The organism is Arthrobacter sp. HY1533 (genome assembly GCF_027568515.1).
In the GTDB taxonomy this organism is placed as follows: Bacteria; Actinomycetota; Actinomycetes; order Actinomycetales; family Micrococcaceae; genus Specibacter.
Map to the genome: position 1 here is coordinate 17,694 of NZ_JANKZF010000005.1, position 18,846 is coordinate 36,539.

An 18,846-nucleotide genomic window follows, 5' to 3' on the forward strand; every position below is an offset into this window, starting at 1 on the left:
GAGCGCCGGGCCCAGCCGAGGAAATACCGGTCCGTCGCCGGGGTCTCGACAGGCTCGACCACCGGTGCCAGTTCAGGCGCCAGGGTCTCGACAGGCTCGACCACCGGCGACAGACCGTGCGGGTGTTACTTTTGGCGCTTGTAGAACGGCAGTGCAACTACTTCGAACGGTTCGGCCTTGCCGCGCAGGTCCACGTCCAGCTGGGTTCCAATTTCGGAGTGGGCCACGTCAACGTAGGCCATGGCCACGGGGTAGCCGAGGGTGGGGCTGGGCTGGCCCGAGGTGACTTCGCCAATGGTGACGCCATCCTTGAGCACCGGGTAGTGGCCACGGGCGGCACGGCGGCCGGCACCCTTGAGGCCAACGAGCCTGCGGCCGGTGGAGACGCCGTCGCCGGCTTCCTTGATGGCGGCCAAGGCAGCCTTGCCTACGAAGTCGCTTTCCTTGGCGAGGGAGACCACGGGGCCCAATCCTGCGGAGTAGGCGTGTCCGGTGACGGAGAGTTCGTTCCCGTACAGCGGCATGCCGGCTTCCAGGCGAAGCGAGTCACGGGAAGCCAGGCCTGCCGGGATGAGCCCCTGGTCCTGGCCGTTGGCCAGGAGGGCCTGCCACAAGGTGGCGGCGTCCTCGTTGGGGACGTAGATCTCGAAGCCGTCCTCGCCGGTGTAGCCCGTGCGTGCCAGCAGCAGTTCCTGGCCGTTGATGGTCACTTCGACGGCAGCGTAGTACTTCAGCTCCGTGACGAGTGAGTGCTGCTCGGCGGGCACCAGGGTCAGCAGGATGGCTTCGGCGTTGGGGCCCTGAACGGCGATCAACGAGGTCTGCGCGGAGACGTCTTCAACCTGCACGTCAAAACCTGCGGCGCGCTCGGCCAGCAGGCCGGCAACAGTTGCGGCGTTGCCGGCGTTGGGGACAACCAGGTACTTCTCATCGCTGCGGCGGTAGGAGATCAGGTCGTCGATGATGCCGCCGTCTGCGTTGCAGATGAGTGAGTACTTTGCCTTGCCCACCGCCACGGCTGACAGCTTGCCGGCCAAGGCGTAGTCGAGGAAGGCTGCGGCGTCGGGGCCGCTGACCCAAACCTCGCCCATGTGGGAGAGGTCGAAGAGGCCGGCTGCCTTGCGGACAGCGTGGTGTTCAGCCAGCTCGGAGGAGTACTTCAACGGCATCTGCCAGCCACCGAAGTCGGTGAATGATGCACCGGCCTTCTGGTGCTCGCCGTAAAGGGCTGTGTGGTTCTCAGTCATGGGAATTCCTTTGCGGTGTTAGTTGGCGAAATCTTCGGCGAAGTCTTCGAGGGGAGGGCAGGAGCAGACCAGGTTGCGGTCACCGGCTGCGCCGTCGATGCGGCCAACAGGCGGGAAGTACTTGTCCTGGCGCAGGTTGTCCACGGGGAACACGGCCTGTTCGCGCGGGTAGCCGCGGTCCCAGTTGGAATCGACAACGGCTGCTGCCGTGTGGGGGGCGTTGCGCAGCGGGCTGTCCAGCAGGGTGAAGGCACCTTCGGCAACCTGGTCAATTTCCGCACGGATGCTGATCATGGCTGTAATGAAGCGGTTGATCTCGCCCAGGTCCTCGGACTCGGTCGGTTCAACCATCAAGGTGCCGGCCACCGGGAAGGACAGGGTGGGGGCGTGGAAGCCGTAGTCGATGAGGCGCTTGGCCACATCTTCTGCCGTGACGCCGGTCTTGGCGGTAAGGTCCCGCAGGTCCAGGATGCACTCGTGCGCAACCAGGTCGCCGGCACCCGTGTACAGGACCGGGAAGTGCTCGTTGAGCTGTGCGGCGATGTAGTTCGCCGCCAGCAGGGCCGACTTCGTGGCCTCGGTCAGTCCCTTGCCACCCATGAGCTTCACGTACGCGTAGGAGATGGGCAGAACGCCGGCCGAGCCAAAGCGTGAGGCGGAGATCGGAACCCCGGCGCCATCGTGTGAGGCCGCGTTGGCGTCGCCGGGCATGAAGGGTGCCAGGTGGGCCTTGGCTGCAACGGGGCCCACGCCGGGGCCGCCACCGCCGTGCGGGATGCAGAAGGTCTTGTGCAGGTTCAGGTGGCTGACGTCGCCGCCGAACTTTCCGGGCTGGGCAAGGCCAACCAGGGCGTTCAGGTTTGCACCGTCAACGTAAACCTGGCCGCCGGCTGCATGGATCGCGTCGCACACTTCGCGCACATCGGCGTCGTACACGCCGTGCGTGGACGGGTAGGTGATCATGATGGCCGAGAGCTGGTCCTTGTGGATTTCAATCTTGGCGTTCAGGTCGGCGTGGTCGATGGTGCCGTCGGCTGCCGTGGCCACAACAACAACCTTCATGCCGGCGAGCACGGCCGAGGCGGCGTTGGTGCCGTGTGCAGACTGCGGAATGAGGCAGATGGTGCGCTGCTCGTCGCCGCGTGAGAGGTGGTAGCCGCGAATGGCCAGCAGGCCCGCGAGCTCGCCCTGTGAGCCGGCGTTGGGCTGGATGGAGACCTGGTCGTAACCGGTGATTTCGGCAAGATCGGCTTCCAGTGAACCGATCAGTTCACGCCAGCCTTCGGTCTGGGAATCCGGGGCGAAGGGGTGGATGGAGGCGAACCCGGGCCAGGACATGGCTTCCATCTCGGCCGTGGCGTTGAGCTTCATGGTGCACGAGCCGAGGGGGATCATGGTGCGGTCCAGGGCCAGGTCGCGGTCGCTGAGGCGGCGGATGTAACGCAGCATCTGGGTCTCGGAGCGGTGCGTGTTGAACACGGGGTGGGTCAGGAAGTCCGAGCCACGCACGGTGTCGGCGGCCAGCGCGAAGTCTGAGACACCGACCTGGTCCGTGCCGTCCCCGGCCGGTGCGGCACCAAACACGGCGGCGACGCGGGCCACGATGTCCGCCGTCGTGGTTTCATCCACGGAAATGCCAACGTGGTCGGCATCGATGAGGCGAAGGTTGATGCCGTCCTTTTCGGCGAGGGCAACCAGTGCGCCGGCGCGTCCGGGAGCCTTGACCGTGAGGGTGTCGAAGAAGGAGGTGTGTGCCAGTTCGACGCCGGATGCCTGCAGTGCCGCTGCCAAGGTGCGGGCGTGGCCGTTGACTGTTTCGGCAATGGCCTTCAGGCCGGCGGGGCCGTGGTAGACGGCGTACATGGAGGCCACGATCGCCAGCAGGGCCTGTGCCGTGCAGATGTTGGAGGTGGCCTTCTCGCGGCGGATGTGCTGCTCGCGGGTCTGGAGTGCCAGGCGGTAGGCCGGCAGGCCGGTGTTGTCGGTGGAGACACCAACGATGCGGCCGGGCAGTGAACGCTCCATGCCGTTGCGCACGGCCATGTACGCTGCGTGCGGGCCACCGAAGAAGAGGGGAACACCGAAGCGCTGGGCGGTTCCGACGGCAATGTCCGCGCCCTGTTCACCGGGAGGGGTGATCAGGGTCAGTGCCAGCAGGTCGGCGGCAACCGTGACCAGCGCGCCGCGTTCCTTGGCTTCTGCAATGACGGGAGCGTGGTTGAAGACCCTTCCGGAAACACCGGGCTGCTGGAGAACCACGCCGTTGATCTCGCCCTCGGGCAGGCCCTGGGCCAGATCGGCAATCTCCACCTCGAAGCCAAGGGCTTCGGCACGGCCCTTGACGATGGCGATGGTCTGCGGCAGCAGGTCCGCGTCGAGAACGGTCTTGCCGTTTGCGGCGGTCTTGGACTTGTTGGCGCGGCGCATGAGCAGCACGGCCTCGGCCACGGCGGTTGCTTCATCGAGCAGGGAGGCGTTGGCCACCGGCAATCCGGTCAGGTCGCTCACCATGGTCTGGAAGTTCAGCAGCGCCTCGAGGCGGCCCTGGGAAATCTCGGGCTGGTAGGGCGTGTACGCCGTGTACCAGGCCGGTGCCTCAAGGATGTTGCGCATGATCACCGGCGGGGTCACGGTGTTGTAGTAGCCCTGGCCGATCATCTGCACGGCCGTGATGTTCTTTGCGGCGAGGCCACGAAGTTCGGCAAGAACTTCCACTTCACTCAGCGCGGACTTCAATTCCAGGGGCTTGGCCTGGCGAATGGAATCAGGAACGGCCGTGTCCACGAGGGAATCGACGCTGTCATAGCCAATGGCCTTGAGCATGGTCTCGATGTGGGGCTGCTGGCGGGCACCAATATGCCGGTCTGCAAACACTGTGGGGCGGGACGCAATCGTCATGAGGAACTCCAAGATACGGCCGGACCAAGAGGGTTCGGCATGAGTGGGGTTCCTCCCCGCTCTGTCTTGGACCTGAGAGATTCCGTGGCTTGTTCAACCACTTTGCACCGTCGGTGAGCCCACAATGAGTGGACTGCTTTCCAGAGTTGCCTCGCCATGACGGTACGGGGGCCTGAGAGATTCCTGGGGAGGATTTGCTCCTACGGCGCCGCCACATTGCTGGGAGGACTCTCCCGCCATGGTTCAAAAGGCATATTAAAGTTTGGGTGATTCGAAGCACACATTACACGGAAAGGTGGGGACCTGCCAAACCCCGTGCCCGGCGAACCATCGCCGGTGCGCCCGCCGGCAGCTGCGCCCAACCACATATTGGATTTGTCTTGCACGCAGTGCCAGCGCAGGATAGCCTGTGACTCGCGTCACCTAAAAAGCAAGTTTTTGAAGTGCCTATGATCCGCGGCGGGAGAGTTCCGCCGGTACATCTGCGTGAAGCGCAGACATCGTGTGGGCGCCGAAGGAGCAAACCCTCCCCGGGAATCTCTCAGGCCCCTGTACCGCCGTGGCGAGGCAACTCTGGAAAGCAGTCCATAAAATGTGGGCTCACCGACGGTGCAAGCGTCCCCTTGATCTTCAAGGACACGCGGAAACTCTCAGGTCCAAGACAGAGTGGGGAGGAAGCTAATCTTCGTGGTGCACCCTGCCACCTGAACGAAGGGCCTTCCTTTGACCACCCACCCATCGATCACCTCACCCGATGCCGAGCCCCATCTTGAGCGGCAACTGAGCAACAGGCACATCCAGCTCATCGCCATCGGCGGTGCCATCGGAACCGGCCTGTTCATGGGGTCCGGAAAAACCATCTCCGCAGCCGGCCCTTCCGTGATTTTTGTGTACATGATCATCGGATTCATGCTGTTCTTCGTCATGCGGGCCATGGGAGAACTGCTCCTGAGCAATCTCCACTACAAATCCTTCAGCGACTTCGCCGCGGACCTGCTGGGCCCCTGGGCCGGATTCTTCACAGGCTGGACGTATTGGTTCTGCTGGGTCATCACCGGCATTGCAGATGTCATTGCCATCGCCGCGTATTCGGATGTGCTGTGGCCGGGAATCCCCCTGTGGGTCCCCGGCCTGGTCACCATCGGCATCTTGCTGGTGCTGAACCTGACCACAGTGAAGGCATTTGGCGAGACGGAATTCTGGTTCGCCCTCATCAAGATCATCGCCATTGCCGCCCTCATATTCGTGGGCTTGTTCATGATCCTGAGCCGTTTCCAGTCCGACTTCGGCACGGCAAGTTTCACCAACCTGTGGAGCCACGGCGGATTCTTCCCCAATGAATTCATGGGTTTTGTTGCCGGATTCCAGATTGCCGTTTTTGCCTTCGTTGGCATTGAATTGGTCGGCACCACCGCCGCAGAGGCCAAGGACCCGGAGAAGAACCTCCCCAAGGCCATCAACTCCATCCCTGTCCGCGTTCTGCTCTTCTATGTAGGTGCGTTGATCATCCTGATGTCGGTGATCCCCTGGACCCAGTTCGAGGCGGGCAAGAGCCCCTTCATCGCCATGTTCTCCCTGGCCGGCCTCGGCGCCGCCGCCACCATCATCAACCTCGTGGTGCTCACCTCGGCCATGTCATCGGCCAACTCCGGCATCTACTCCACCTCCCGCATGGTCTACGGCCTGGCCAAGGAAGGCGATGCGCCCAGCCGTTTCGGCAAGCTGTCCAGGCGCAAGGTCCCCAACAATGCGCTGTTCCTTTCCTGCGTCCTGCTCCTGTCCAGCATCGTGTTGCTGTACGTCGGCGAGGACGTCAGCAAGGCCTTTGAAATGGTCACCACCGTGTCCGCGGTCTGCTTTGTCTTCGTCTGGTCCATCATCCTGGCCAGCTACCTGGCCTTCCGCCGGCGCCGCCCGGAATTGCATGAGTCCTCAAAGTTCAAGATGCCTGGCGGCATCCCCATGGTCTACGTTGTCTTCGCCTTCTTTGCCTTTGTGCTCTGGGCCTTGACTACGCAGCCTGACACCTTGATCGCCCTGCTGGTGACACCCATCTGGTTCATTGCCCTTGCGGTGGTTTGGTACCTGGTGGGCAAGACCCCCAGCCACCGGGCCCGCTACGCGAAGTTCAAGGAAGACCTTGACTCTGAGCGGGTTGCCACGCAGGTAGCCCCCGGGCCCGAACGCTCGGCCGGGAAATGAACACCGGTCCGCTGACGCCGTCGGCCATTGACCCCGCGAATCCCCAAGAGGGCGAGGCATTCATCCTGACCCTCGATTGCGCCGAATCCCCGGGGATCGTGCACGCCGTGGCGCAGTTCCTGCTGAACCACGATTGCTTCATCGTTGACATCAAGCAGTTCGGTGACCAGTTGGTGCGGCACTTCTTCATGAGAGTTCATTTCATGGCCAGCGCGGGTGGGCCAAGCCATGAAGACCTCCGGCAGGAATTCGAGCCGGTGGCCCGGCAATGGGGCATGACGTGGCGTCTTGAACCGCAGGACCGCAAGGAACGAATCTTGGTCATGGTCTCGAAGTTTGGCCACTGCCTCAACGACCTGCTTTTCCGCGCCCGGACCGGTGAATTGCCGGTGGAGATCGTTGCCGTTGTGTCCAATCACCAGACCCACAAGGACCTGGTTGACTGGCACGGCATTCCGTTCCACCACATTCCCGTAACACCCGAAACCAAGCCGGCCGCCGAGGCCGAGTTGCTGGCGCTGGTGGAGGGGTACAAGGTTGAACTGGTTGTGCTGGCACGCTACATGCAAGTTCTCAGCGACAACCTCACCTCCGTTCTGTCGGGACGGGCCATCAACATCCACCATTCCTTCCTGCCAAGTTTCAAGGGCGCCAAGCCGTATCACCAGGCCTACGACCGTGGAGTGAAGACTGTGGGTGCCACGGCCCACTACGTCAATGCCGAACTGGACGAGGGACCCATCATCGCCCAGCAGGTCATCGACGTGGACCACAGCTACAGCCCTGAGGGCCTGGTGGCTGTTGGCAAGGATGCGGAGTGCAAGGCCCTCACCAATGCCGTGCGTTGGCATGCCGAGGGCCGAATCATCCTGTCGGGGAACCGGACGGTGGTCCTGCGCTAGTTGTGTCCCAATCCAGCAGTGGATTGGGACACAAGCCGCGGGTCACCGCCGTGCCATCTGCAGCAGTTCCCGGCCTTCGTCCAGGACCATGTCCCTGAATCGGGTGGCCGGAGCTGGCGCATCCGCACGGTTCCGCCAGACAAGCCCCACGTCCCGCTGCGCGCTGGGCCAAAGAATCTCCACCTCACACCAGCCCAAACCGCCACCGGGGCTGGCCTGGGCAGCAAACCTTTCCGGCGGCGCCAAGGCAATGCCCAATCCCGCCGCGACCAGTCCACGAACTGTGTGCAGATCTTGGCCCTGGAAGGCCACCCGCGGCCGGAAGCCCGCGCGCCGGCACAGGGACTCAACGATGGAGTGCATGCCGTAGCCGGGTTCCAGCATGATGAAAGGCTCGTCCCGAACGGCGTCGAGCCGTACCCCGCTTGAACCCGCCAGCGGGTGTCCGTTGGAAACCACCAACTTCAACGGCTCCGAATACAGCACCTCGGACCCCGTTGTCCGGGTGGGGGCAGGAGGCGGAGCCACGAGGGCCAGGTCGGCAGATCCGGTGGCCAGCAAATCCAGGCAATGGGCCCGGCTCCCCTGCTGCAGGTCGAACGCAACGCCCGGATGGATTTGGGTAAAAGCCCGTATCAGCACCGGCAGGGCCACCTCGCCGAAGGTGTGCTGGAAGGCCACCTGGACGCGGCCAAACTGCTTCCCGGATTGCTCCCGCGCCTGGGCCAGTCCATCGCGGAGCGTTTCCATGGCCTCCGCCGCCCGCGGGATCAGGGCCAGCGCAGCCGGCGTCAATTCAACGCCCCTCCCTTTGCGCAGGACCAGTGGCGTGCCCACAACTTCTGACGCGCGTGCCAATGTCCGGCTCACGGTGGACTGTGGAATCCCCAGCGCCTCGGCCGTCGCTGTCACATGGCGGCTGGCCCCCAGCTCAACGAGCATGGGCAGGACCGGCAGCAGTTTGGCCAGATCGCGGTTCTCATTGTCCATGTCTCATGGAACCATGGGCACCACCCGCATTTCATCCAAAAATGGATAAATAAACCAATTTCAATGCATTAGACGCATTGTTTTGCTGGTTCTACGGTTGGATCTGTGATTGACATGGACCAGGAAACACTGTGAACCCCGCAAAACTCGCACCAGCGGGTGCGGCTGGGCATGCACCGGACAGCTCATGGGCGGGCCACCGGCCGGGCACCCCGGGCTACCGCCGGCTGCTGGCCGCGTTGGCCTGCGCCGGGGTGGCCACCTTTGCCCAGTTGTATTCGCTCCAGGGCCTGCTGCCGCTGGTCTCACGGGAGCTGGGCGTCACTGCGGCGCAGGCCTCCCTGACAGTGTCGGTGGCAACGGTGGGCCTGGCCGTCGCTGTCCTGCCATGGTCCTTTGCCTCTGACCGTTGGGGCCGGGTGCGCACCATGGGGCTCGCGGTCATCCTCGCCACGGTGTTTGGCCTGTTGGTCCCGGCGGCCCCCACTTTTGAGATCCTTCTGGCACTTCGGTTCCTGGAAGGTGCGGCACTGGGCGGAATTCCGGCACTGGCCATCGCCTATCTCACGGAGGAAGTCAGCCCGCGGCATGCCGGGGCTGCCGCCGGCGCCTACGTCGCCGGGACCACGCTGGGCGGGCTGTTCGGCCGCCTGCTGGCCGGCCCCGTGGCGGACCTGGCGGGCTGGCGCATGGGCACCTTGGCCGTGTCGCTGAGCGCAGCCGTTGCGGCAGTTTTCTTCCTGCTGCTGGCGCCGCGGCCGCGCGGTTTTGTGGCGGTGTCCGGGGAAGGATTTGGCGCCGTGCTGGGCCGGTTGGGCCCGCAGTTTCGCAGCGGCCCCCTGCTGGCGCTGTACGCACAGGCGTTCCTGCTCATGGGCTGCTTTGTCAGCGTCTACAACTACCTCGGTTTCCGGCTCGAGGCTCCCCCGTACCTGTTTCCGGCGTCCGCCGTGGCGTTGCTGTTTTTGGCCTACCTGGCCGGAACGGTGTCCTCGCGCATCGTGGCGGGGCTGGCGGCCCGTTGGGGAAAGCGCACAGTGCTGCTCGCCTCCACGGGAGTCATGGCGGCCGGCCTTGCCCTGACGCTCGCAGCACCGGTGGCGTTGATCCTGGCCGGGCTGGTCCTGTTCACGGCCGGCTTCTTCGGTGCCCACAGCACCGCCTCCGGCTGGACCGGTTCGCTGGCCAGCACTGGCCGGGCCCAGGCATCCTCGCTGTACAACCTCAGCTACTACGCCGGGTCCAGTCTCATCGGGTGGGGCGCCGGACTGGTTTTCCAGCATTTCGGCTGGGGCACCATGGCCGGCGCACTGGCCGTGCTGGCTGCCCTGGCCGCGGCAATTGCCATCGCGATGCTCCCGGGGAAATATCCAACGCACTGAGCGGCCGTTCACGCCCAGAGGGAGCCGCTATCGTGCCCTGGCCTCGTCGCCTGCAGCGCGGTGCATCAGGGCGGCCTCAATGACGGGGTAGAGCATGAGGGCCGCGAGCACGCCAAACGTCCACTGATAGCCGGACTGCGGCGCGGCCTCCGCAGGCAGCAGCCCCTCAGCCGCGCGCAGGATCAGGGCGCCCACTGCGACGCCAAGGCCCGTGGCTGCCTGGGAAATGGTGGACGACAGCGTGTTGGCACCGACCATGCGGGCCTTGGGCACGTCCACGAATTGCAGCGTGTTGTAGGCACTGAAGCCGATGGAGCGCAAAACCCCGCTGGCAAACAGCACCACCGCCATCACGACCGCCGGCGTGGCGGGCGTCAGGAAGGCACAGGCGGCGAGGACCACGGCGCCGCCAATGTTGCTCAGCAGCAGCACCGTCCTGAAACCCAGCCGCCGGATCATGGGAGATGTGGCCGGCTTGATCAGCACGTTCCCGGCAAACACAAACATGGTCATGATTCCGGCGTGGAAGGCGCTCCAGCCGAAGCCCACCATGAACATCAGGGGCAGCAGGAACGGAACTGCGTTGATGACCAGCCGGTACAGCGCGCCACCGGCGTTGCCCACCAGGAACGTGGGGATGCGCAGCGCCCGAAGGTCCAGCAGCGGGTGCAGCGCGCGTTTGAACCACCACAGCGCGGCTGCCGAGGCCACCGCGGCGAGCAGCAGCCACAGCACGACGGCGGTCCAGGGCGTGGGTGCCGAACCCACCAATTCCATGCCGACCACCAGGGCGGCAAGCGCCGTCCCGCACAGTGCAAAGCCCGTCCAGTCCGGCGGCGGCACCTTGCGGGCGCGGATGTCCGGAACAACTCTCAGGGCAACAATGAAGGCCACGATGCCCAGCGGGACGTTGATGAGGAAGATCCAGTGCCAGCTCGCGTAGGTGACAAAGAGCCCGCCCAGCACCGGCGCCAGGACCGGGGCGATGAGCGCCGGCCAGGTCAGGTAGGCGATGGCGTCCAGGAACTCCTTGCGGTCGGCATCGCGCAGCACCACAAGCCGCCCCACCGGAACCATCATGGCCCCGCCCAGGCCCTGCAGCGTCCGGGCCACGCACAGCACGGCCAGGTTGGGACTGAAGGCACAGAGCAGGGAGGCCAGGGTGAACAGGGCAATGGCGGCGGTGAAAACGCGTCGTGCGCCGAAGCGTTCGGCCAGCCAGCCGCTGATGGGGATGCCCACGGCCAGGGTGATCAGGTATGCCGTCATGGCCAGGTTGATGTCCACGGGGCGCACCTGCAGGTCCGCGGCGATTCCGGGGGCTGCCGTGGCAATGATGGTGCCGTCCAGGATCTCCATGAAATATGTCCCGGCCACCAACAACGCCAGGGCGCGGCTGAAGGAACTGTTGCCGGTCGTCGTCGTGCTTCTCAATGCCACGGAGCAAGCCTAGTGCCGCAGGGCCCTGAATCCCGCGACGTGACGCAGGCGGCGCAACGCTGCGCAATGCAGGTCAATGGGCCATGGTGGCGGGCCGCACGTCCGCAGCCGTCCCGGCGTTTTCAACGCCCTCCCGGCGGCCCGGCCGGGGCCGCATGAGCAGCGCCGACAGCGTCCCGGCGAATCCGGCGCATGCCATGACCAGCCAGGCGGCCTGGTAGCTGGAGCCGTCGGTCCCGGCGCCGGTCAGGACGATCAGCACTGCCACGCCCAGGGCGCTGCCAATCTGCCGCGAGGTGTTCAGCGCCCCGGTTCCGGCCGCGTAGAACTCCGCATGCAACCCACCCACCCCTGCGGAGAGAAACCCCGTCTGCGCGATTCCCGCCCCGGCGCCGGTCAGGATCAGGCCCACGAAGAAGACGGGAAAATAGGGGGATTGCCCGTCCAGCAGGAAGTACCACAGCGTGCCGCCCGCAACGAAGAAGGCCCCGCCCAGGGCGGCCAGCCATCGCGGCGCCAGGGAGGTCCGGCCCGCGGCGAGGGCTGCCACCACTGCCGTCCCGGGCCCCACCGCGAAACCCAGACCCGCCACGGTGGGGCTCCACCCCTGGACATGGGTGAGGAACAAGCTTCCGCCCAGCAGCATGACGGCAAAGCCAACATAGAACCCGGCCATGCCCAACGCTGCCACGCTGAATGTGCGTTCCCGGAAGACCCCCAGGTCCATTGCCGGGGCGTCGTGCACCCGGCACCTGCGGATGAACCAGGCGGCCGCCCCGCCGCTCACGGCAACCGCAAACCACAGCCACGGGCTGGACATGCCCCAGTCGGAGGCGTAGGACAGCGCCGTCACCAGGGCCCCAATCCCCAGCGCGAGCAGGGCCACCCCCAGCAGGTCCGGTGTCTTGGAGGCGACAGGCCGGTCTTTCTCGACCCGTCTCGTGGAGAGCAGCGCAAAAGCTGCCAGGGGAACATTGACCAGGAAGATCCACCGCCAGTCATGCTCCGAGAGCAGGCCGCCGAGCACCGGCCCGGCAGCTGCCGCAACAGAGCCGCTGGCGCCCCAGAGGGACACCATCCGCTTGTGCTGCCCGCGCGGGTGCCGGGCCAGCAGCAGCGCCAGGCTCGTGGGCACCACCATGGCCGCCCCCAGGCCCTGCATGCCCCGGGAGAAGATCAGCAACCCGATGCCCGGGGCAAGTGCAGCCAGGAGCGAGCCGAGCGTGAAGAGTCCCAGGCCGGCGCGGAACAGGCGCAACGCCCCAAACCGGTCGGCGAGCCGCCCTGCCGGGACCAGCAGTGCGGCAAAGGTGATGCCGTAGGCATTGAGAATCCACGACATGGTCTGCGGGGTGGCCGTGGGAAAACTCGCGCTGATGGAGGCGAAAGCAAGGTTGACCACGAACAGGTCCAATGAGGCCAGCACACTGGCAGCCAGTGCGGCCGCAAGCAGCCACCGGCGGGCATTCAAACTTGCTTTAGAAAAGTTAGCCATGGCATTAGAATAGATTCATGGCTTGCCTCAAGCAAGCCAGATGTGAAGGGAAGACCCATGGTTCTGCGTTCCGACTGGTCCGAAAGGCCCTGCCCCATTGCCCGCGGCATCGATGCGCTCGGCGACCCATGGGTGCTGCTGATCCTCCGGGAACTGGTCTCCGGTGTGCACCGCTTCGAGAAGATCCGGGAGCAGGTCGAGGCCGCTGACAACATCCTCGCCAAGCGGCTGAAGTACATGGTCGAGACCGGGCTGGCGGCCCGTTCCCCCTACCAGGATGGCGGCCGGACGCGGTACGAATACCTCCCCACGCAGGCCGGCGCGGATGCCTTGCCCATCCTGCATGCCTACACGCTGTGGGCCGAGAAGCACACACCCAGCGAGGGCCACGCCCGCCGGCTCACCATCGTGTGCCGGCGCTGCGGTGCCGAAAGCAACAGCGGCGAGGCCTGCAGTGCCTGTGGCGCGGCCTTGACGGCCGGCAATGTTTCATGGATCCGGCCCACCTATGACGACCATCTGCCGCGGCCCCTCACCGAAACCGTGGCCCAGCCCGGCTAATTGCCGGCCAAATCCAGCGTGGCCAGCCGAAGCCACAGCCACAGCCGCCGCTGCGGATCATCCAGGTCAATCCCGAGGTCGCCGGTGAGCCTGGAGATACGGTAGCGGACGGTGTTGTTGTGCACATGCAGGCGCGCGGCCATGGCGGAAATGCTGCCGTTGCATTCCAAATACGCCCGCAGCGTGTCCAGGTATTCTCCCTGCGATGCGGCGTCGCGTGCCTGGATTGCCGCAATGTCATCGTCGCCAGCCAGGCCATTCTCCTGCATGAACGCAGCTATCTTCAGCAGGTTCAGCGGGATCCGATGGTCCTCGACAAGTCCGACGGCGGGGCTCCCGCCACCTTGCGCGGACTGCCGGCGCAGAAGCTGCCGCAACGTCGCCAGCGCCTCGGCCCTGGAGCCGGGCAGCTCCTCCACGGTGAGGGCGATCCCACCCACGGCGGCCATGAGGGGGAAGGCGCTGATGGTCCGCCCGTAGGCTGCTATCTCGGCAACCACCCGCCTGTGCACCGACCTGGGCGAGGTTCCCTCGCAGGGCAGCAGGGCGTAAACCACCGAATCAATGACGGCGCTGTGGCTGCTGTTGAACTGGACGCTGCACACAGTGGTGACCAGGTGCAACAGCTTCTGGAGTTCCTGGATGGATTCCAGGTTGCCGGTCTTGGGCCTGACGATTGAAAACGCCGCCACGGCCAGCCCCTTGGCGGCATCGAGCCCCAGCTGGGCCGCAGCAAACGAGGCGTGCGCGGTGTCGTCCATGAGGGTTCGGATCAAGTCGCCGTTGCGGCGCTCGCCAAAGTCAAGGGCAGAACGCGCATGGAGCATGTGCAGCCCGGCCAGGGCCGCCATCCGGTCCAGGGCCTGCATGGCCATCTCCCGCAATCCTTCTCCGGGGTTAATGATCCAGATGGAGCCCAGCAACTCATCCCCGGCCCGGACGGCGAGCGCCAGCCTGGCCAATTCCTGCCCTGTTGCGGGGATGAGGACGGAACGGGCGGAGTCGTAGACCCGCTTGAAGTCGGCGTCGAAAGCCGGGGCCGTGGTTTCCTCCAGCGAAAGGGTGGTGACACGGCGGAGTTCATCGATCGGCTGGCCGGGGAGGGTTGAGTAGCCCAGCACCCTGCCCAGCGGATCCACAATGCTGACGGCGCCGTTGGTGATGGACGCGGCGGCGTTGGCGAACGCATACAGGTCACCCAACCGGACACCCGAAACGAAGTCGGCACCGGCGCCGCCCACCGAGGCCCGGGCCAGCGCCACGAGCCGGGTCCAGTCGGTGGAGTCCGGCGCCAGGAGGACGGCCACCGCGTGCCCGGAGGCAATGGCACGCACATTCTCCATCGACGCCCCGTGGGCCTTGACGATCACGGCGGCGGCGTTGGCGCGTGAGGCCTTCTCCAGCAGGGCAGCAAACTCCGGGGATTCCACGGCCATGCCGATGGCCAGGACCATGCAGTTCCCCACATCGGCCAACAGGTCCAGGGGGTCGTGCATCAGCACGCCCGTGACCTGGTGCCGCAGGCCCTCCGGATCCGTGCCAACCTGAACCAGGTCTGCCTGCATGAGCTGGATGCAGTCAATCAGGCTCACAATGCCCGGCTGCCGTTCCGCCGCAGTGGAATCGTTCCTCGCACCATTCATGCTTGGACGTTATCACAAGAAGAATTTGGATACTTTGTGAATATTCACATGTAGATCGCATGAGATCTGGATCACCATTGAAGCTAAGGAAGTTCACCCGGCAGCAGAGAAGGCAGCACATGAAATTCAAGGACATCAAGGCGCTGGCCTCGGTACAAGGCCCGGCCCGCTCAACGGCCGAGCGGCTGGACCGGCGCTGCTACAGCGTGGGCGACATGCAGAAGATGGCCGCCAAGGCCCTGCCCAAGAGCATTTTTGACTACATTGAGGGCGGCGGCGAGGACGAGGCGTCCATGCGCCGCAACATCGAGTCCTTCAATGACTTCTCCTTTATGCCCAAGTGGGGCTCGGTGGAAAACCTCAGCCTGGAAACCACCATCCTGGGCGGCCCCGCGTCCATGCCGCTCTGGCTCTCCCCCACCGGCGGAACCCGCCTCTTCCACCCGCAGGGCGAGATCGCCGCGGCCCGGGCAGCACGTGCCGCAGGGGTGCCCTACGGCCTGGCTCACCTGAGCACCACCACCATGGAGGCAGTTTCCGAAGCCACCCCCGGGCTGCGCCGCTGGTTCAACATGGAACCCACCAACGATCCGGCCATGCTCCAGGCAGTCCTGGACCGTGTGTCCAATGCCGGCTACGAGGCACTCATTGTCAACATCGACTGCCGGGACATCGGCCACCGCGAGCGCGACTACCGCAACGGCTTCACGGCACCGCCGTCCATCAAGCCCAAGACCGTTTTTGAAGGCGCATTGCGCCCCCGCTGGGCCCTGGGCTTCATCACCAGCGACGCCATTGCCTTCCCCAACCTCGACGCGGAAGTTCCCACGGGCCCGCTCACCAGCACCCCTGACATGTGGCGCACGCTGCTGGCCGGCGCCTACGAACCCACCGACTGGAGCGACCTGGCGGAAATCCGCGCCCGCTGGAACGGACCCATCATTCTCAAGGGCTGTGTCAGCCCCAAGGACGCCGCCATTGCGGCCGGTATGGGCTTCGACGCCATCCAGGTCAGCAACCACGGCGGCCGCCAGCTGGACCACATGGCCTCCCCCATGGACGTCCTTCCGGAGATGGTTGCGGCCGTCGACGGGCGCATGGAAATCATTGTGGACGGCGGCATCCGCCGCGGCTCCGACGTCATCAAGGCCCTGGCCCTGGGTGCCGACTCCTGCGCCATCGGCCGCCCCTACCTCTACGGCCTCTCCGCAGCCGGGGAAGCCGGCGTTGCCCACGTGCTCAAGCTGTTCAAGGCTGAAATGCGCCGCACCATGGCCCTGCTGGGCGTCAGCACCATCGCCGAATTGAAGGAAGGCGGTCGCGAGCTCATCCGCCACCGCAGCGAACTGTTTGTCCCCACCCGCACGGCGGACAGCAACGAGCTGCAGCGCTCCCTTGCAGATCTGGGAACCCCCAGATGAGCGCCCCGACAGCCAGGGGCAAGGCAGCCGCCGTCGCACTTTCCGCAGGATTGCTGATCTCGCTCGCAGCGTGCGGAAGCCCCACGGCGAGCGACGGCGTGGCCGAACTCGGCGCCGGTGTTCAGGCCATGGCCGTGAACCAGGCCGCCGTGGCCCAGCTGCCCAAGTCCATCAAGGATTCCGGGGTGCTGACAGTGGCCATCCCCACCAATGAGCCACCCACCCAGTTTTACAAGGAGGGCACCCGTGAAATGACGGGCAGCAACCCGGACATTGCCCGGCTGATTGGCCAGGCGCTGGGCGTGAAGGTGGACATCAAGGTCACCAACTTTGATTCGATCATTCCGGGCATGGCCGCCGGGCGCTACGACATGACGGTGTCCTCCATGACGCCCACCGAGAACCGGATGAAGGTCCTGGACTTTGTGGACTACCTGCAGATGGGCAACTCAATCGCCGTGGGCAAGGGCAACCCCCAAGCCATCACCGAGGAGGCCGAGTTGTGCGGGAAGAAGGTGGGCCTGTTGATCGGCTCCTACCAGCTCACCGCCAACGTGCCGGCCGCCAACGAGAAATGCGTCTCGGAAGGCAAGCAGCCCATTGCGGACAGCGAGTTCCAGGACACCCGGCAGGCCATTTCCGCCCTGACCAGCGGACGCCTGGACGCGGTGCTGGCCGACTCCCCCATCCTGGACTTCGCCGCCAAGGCCAACCCGGCGATCGAGATTTCCTCCCAGTACGACTTCACACCCGTTGGGGTGGGCCTGCCCATCGAGTCGGGCCTGGTCAAGTCCGTCTCCGCCGCCATGGTGGACATCGTCAACAGCGATTCCTACAAGCAAGTCCTGAAAAAGTACGGCCTGCAAAGCAGCGCCCTCACCGATCCCCGCGTCAACTTCGCCCAATAGGAGGTGAACACCATGCAGCAACAACAATTCCCATCCACAGCCAGCCTTCCGCTGGAACCCACGCAGGCTTCCGGTGATTCTGTCCCGGTGGTGCCCCTGCGCCACCCCGTCCGCAACGCCCTGGCCGTTGTCCTGATCCTGATCGCCGCAAGCGCGGCCCTGGACGTGGCCACCAACGAGCGCTACCACTGGGACGTGGTGTTCTCCTACCTGTTCTCCCCGGAGATCATGACCGGCGCCGGGCTGACCCTCATGCTCACTGTGGTCTCCATGACTGTGGGCATCCTGCTGGGCACGGTGCTGGCCACCATGCGCCTGTCCACCAACCCCATCCTGAAGACGCTGAGCCGCGCCTACATCTGGTTCTTCCGCGGCACCCCCCTGCTGGTCCAGCTGATCTTTTGGTACAACATTGCGGCCCTCTACCCGGTGATTGCGCTGGGGCTGCCGTTTGGCGGACCCTCAGTTGTCATCGGCTCGGCCAACGTCCTCATCTCCCCGCTCGGCGCCGCACTCCTGGGCCTGGCCCTGAACGAGGCGGCCTACATGGCGGAGATCATCCGCAGCGGCATCAGTTCAGTGGACAAGGGCCAGTACGACGCCGCCCGCGCCCTGGGCATGAACCGCAGCAAGCTGATGATGCGCGTGGTGCTGCCGCAGGCCATGCGGGTGGTCCTGCCGCCCACCGGCAACCAGGTCATCTCGATGCTCAAGGGCACCTCGCTGGTCAGCGTCCTGGCCATCTCCGATCTGCTGTACTCGGCCCAGATCATCTACTCGTTCAACTACCAGACCATCCCGCTGCTCATTGTGGCCAGCCTCTGGTACCTGCTCATGACCACCGTCCTGAGCTACTTCCAAAACAAGCTCGAGCGGCGCTACGGGCGCGGCTTTGACACAGCAACCCGCCTGGTTCGCCGGCCCAAGAGAAGGAAAGCATCATGAGCACAGCAATGGTGGAGGCCCAGGGCGTTCGCAAGAACTTCGCGGCCATTGAAATCCTCAAGGGCATTGACCTGAAAATTGAGCAAGGCACGGTTACCTGCCTGATCGGCCCGTCCGGCTCCGGCAAGACCACGTTCCTGCGCTGCATCAACCACCTGGAAAAGATCGACGCCGGCCGCCTCTACGTGGACCAGCAGCTGGTGGGCTACACCGAACGCAACGGCCGCCTGTACGAGAAGAAGGAAAGCCAGACCGCCAAGTCCCGCCTCACCGCGGGCATGGTGTTCCAGCGATTCAACCTCTTCCCGCACATGACAGTCATGGAAAACGTCATCGAGGCGCCCGTCCATGTGCTGGGCCGGCCCAAAAAGGAAGTCATCGCCGAGGCCCAGGTCCTGCTGGACAGGGTTGGCCTGGGCGACCGCGGCCACTCCTACCCCCAGGACCTCTCCGGCGGGCAGCAGCAGCGCATCGCCATTGCCCGGGCCCTGGCCATGAAGCCCAAGCTGATGCTCTTTGACGAGCCCACCTCGGCCCTTGACCCCGAGAACGTCGGGGAGGTCCTGGAGGTCATGAAGGACCTCGCGGCCGAGGGCATGACCATGGTGGTTGTGACCCACGAGCTGGCCTTCGCCCGGCAGGTGGCCGACCAGGTCATCTTCATGGACATGGGAGTTGTGGTGGAAAGCGGCCCGCCGGAGAACGTCCTGGACGCGCCGCAGCACGAGCGCACCAGGGCATTCCTCTCCAAGGTTTTGTAACCCTGGTTCCTGCCACTGCCGGCAGGCACACCCAAGCAACAGCGCGGCCGG

At 65.1% G+C, this 18,846-nt stretch carries 14 protein-coding genes and 2 riboswitches; of the genes, 8 read left to right on the forward strand and 6 right to left on the reverse strand.

Annotated elements, in window-relative coordinates:
- Positions 1 to 125: 125 nt before the first annotated feature.
- Both gcvT and gcvP read right to left on the reverse strand, forming a co-directional pair.
- Positions 126 to 1,247, reverse strand: a complete 1,122-nt coding sequence (gene gcvT, locus PCK14_RS04885; RefSeq protein ID WP_269937353.1) for a glycine cleavage system aminomethyltransferase GcvT — start codon at positions 1,245 to 1,247, stop codon at positions 126 to 128.
- A gap of 18 nt (positions 1,248 to 1,265) precedes the next feature.
- Positions 1,266 to 4,145, reverse strand: coding sequence for an aminomethyl-transferring glycine dehydrogenase (gcvP, locus tag PCK14_RS04890; protein WP_269937354.1), 2,880 nt, complete (start codon positions 4,143 to 4,145; stop codon positions 1,266 to 1,268).
- Between the two features lie 150 nt (positions 4,146 to 4,295).
- A riboswitch (glycine riboswitch) is annotated at positions 4,296 to 4,391 on the reverse strand.
- Between the two features lie 204 nt (positions 4,392 to 4,595).
- A riboswitch (glycine riboswitch) is annotated at positions 4,596 to 4,712 on the forward strand.
- A 156-nt stretch (positions 4,713 to 4,868) separates the two neighbouring features.
- Here gcvP and cycA point away from each other — a divergent pair.
- Positions 4,869 to 6,347: a D-serine/D-alanine/glycine transporter gene (gene cycA / locus PCK14_RS04895; RefSeq protein ID WP_269937355.1), complete on the forward strand. Its 1,479-nt coding sequence runs from the start codon at positions 4,869 to 4,871 to the stop codon at positions 6,345 to 6,347.
- The gene (gene purU, locus PCK14_RS04900) at positions 6,344 to 7,249 is read left to right on the forward strand and encodes a formyltetrahydrofolate deformylase (RefSeq protein WP_269937356.1); all 906 of its coding nucleotides are present in this window, start codon (positions 6,344 to 6,346) and stop codon (positions 7,247 to 7,249) included. The genes cycA and purU overlap by 4 nt, the downstream gene beginning before the upstream one ends.
- 42 nt (positions 7,250 to 7,291) lie before the next feature.
- On the opposite strand, the gene PCK14_RS04905 is transcribed toward purU, so the two are convergent.
- Positions 7,292 to 8,239, reverse strand: coding sequence for a LysR family transcriptional regulator (locus tag PCK14_RS04905; protein ID WP_269937357.1), 948 nt, complete (start codon positions 8,237 to 8,239; stop codon positions 7,292 to 7,294).
- Between the two features lie 131 nt (positions 8,240 to 8,370).
- Between PCK14_RS04905 and PCK14_RS04910 the strand changes: the two genes are divergently transcribed.
- Entirely contained in the window at positions 8,371 to 9,621 is a 1,251-nt protein-coding gene (locus PCK14_RS04910; protein WP_269937358.1) for an MFS transporter, read from the forward strand.
- Positions 9,622 to 9,648: 27 nt separating this feature from the next.
- On the opposite strand, the gene PCK14_RS04915 is transcribed toward PCK14_RS04910, so the two are convergent.
- Positions 9,649 to 11,061, reverse strand: a complete 1,413-nt coding sequence (locus PCK14_RS04915; RefSeq protein WP_269937359.1) for an MFS transporter — start codon at positions 11,059 to 11,061, stop codon at positions 9,649 to 9,651.
- Positions 11,062 to 11,134: 73 nt separating this feature from the next.
- Positions 11,135 to 12,556 carry an MFS transporter gene (locus PCK14_RS04920; RefSeq protein WP_269937360.1) on the reverse strand — a complete coding sequence of 474 codons (1,422 nt, stop codon included), beginning with the start codon at positions 12,554 to 12,556 and terminating at the stop codon, positions 11,135 to 11,137.
- Positions 12,557 to 12,613: 57 nt separating this feature from the next.
- Between PCK14_RS04920 and PCK14_RS04925 the strand changes: the two genes are divergently transcribed.
- Positions 12,614 to 13,117, forward strand: coding sequence for a winged helix-turn-helix transcriptional regulator (locus PCK14_RS04925; RefSeq protein WP_269937361.1), 504 nt, complete (start codon positions 12,614 to 12,616; stop codon positions 13,115 to 13,117).
- Here the strand turns inward: PCK14_RS04925 and PCK14_RS04930 are convergent.
- Positions 13,114 to 14,760 carry a PucR family transcriptional regulator gene (locus tag PCK14_RS04930; protein ID WP_269937362.1) on the reverse strand — a complete coding sequence of 549 codons (1,647 nt, stop codon included), beginning with the start codon at positions 14,758 to 14,760 and terminating at the stop codon, positions 13,114 to 13,116. The two genes, PCK14_RS04925 and PCK14_RS04930, sit on opposite strands and share 4 nt — an antisense overlap.
- Positions 14,761 to 14,879: 119 nt before the next feature.
- Between PCK14_RS04930 and PCK14_RS04935 the strand changes: the two genes are divergently transcribed.
- From PCK14_RS04935 to PCK14_RS04950, 4 genes are read left to right on the forward strand one after another with little or no spacing between them, the layout of a single operon-like run.
- The gene (locus PCK14_RS04935) at positions 14,880 to 16,181 is read left to right on the forward strand and encodes an alpha-hydroxy acid oxidase (RefSeq protein ID WP_269937363.1); all 1,302 of its coding nucleotides are present in this window, start codon (positions 14,880 to 14,882) and stop codon (positions 16,179 to 16,181) included.
- Entirely contained in the window at positions 16,178 to 17,089 is a 912-nt protein-coding gene (locus PCK14_RS04940; protein ID WP_269937364.1) for an ABC transporter substrate-binding protein, read from the forward strand. Before PCK14_RS04935 ends, PCK14_RS04940 begins: the two co-directional genes overlap by 4 nt.
- Positions 17,090 to 17,101: 12 nt before the next feature.
- Entirely contained in the window at positions 17,102 to 18,034 is a 933-nt protein-coding gene (locus PCK14_RS04945) for an amino acid ABC transporter permease (protein WP_269937365.1), read from the forward strand.
- Positions 18,031 to 18,795: an amino acid ABC transporter ATP-binding protein gene (locus PCK14_RS04950; protein WP_269937366.1), complete on the forward strand. Its 765-nt coding sequence runs from the start codon at positions 18,031 to 18,033 to the stop codon at positions 18,793 to 18,795. Before PCK14_RS04945 ends, PCK14_RS04950 begins: the two co-directional genes overlap by 4 nt.
- Positions 18,796 to 18,846 lie beyond the last annotated feature (51 nt).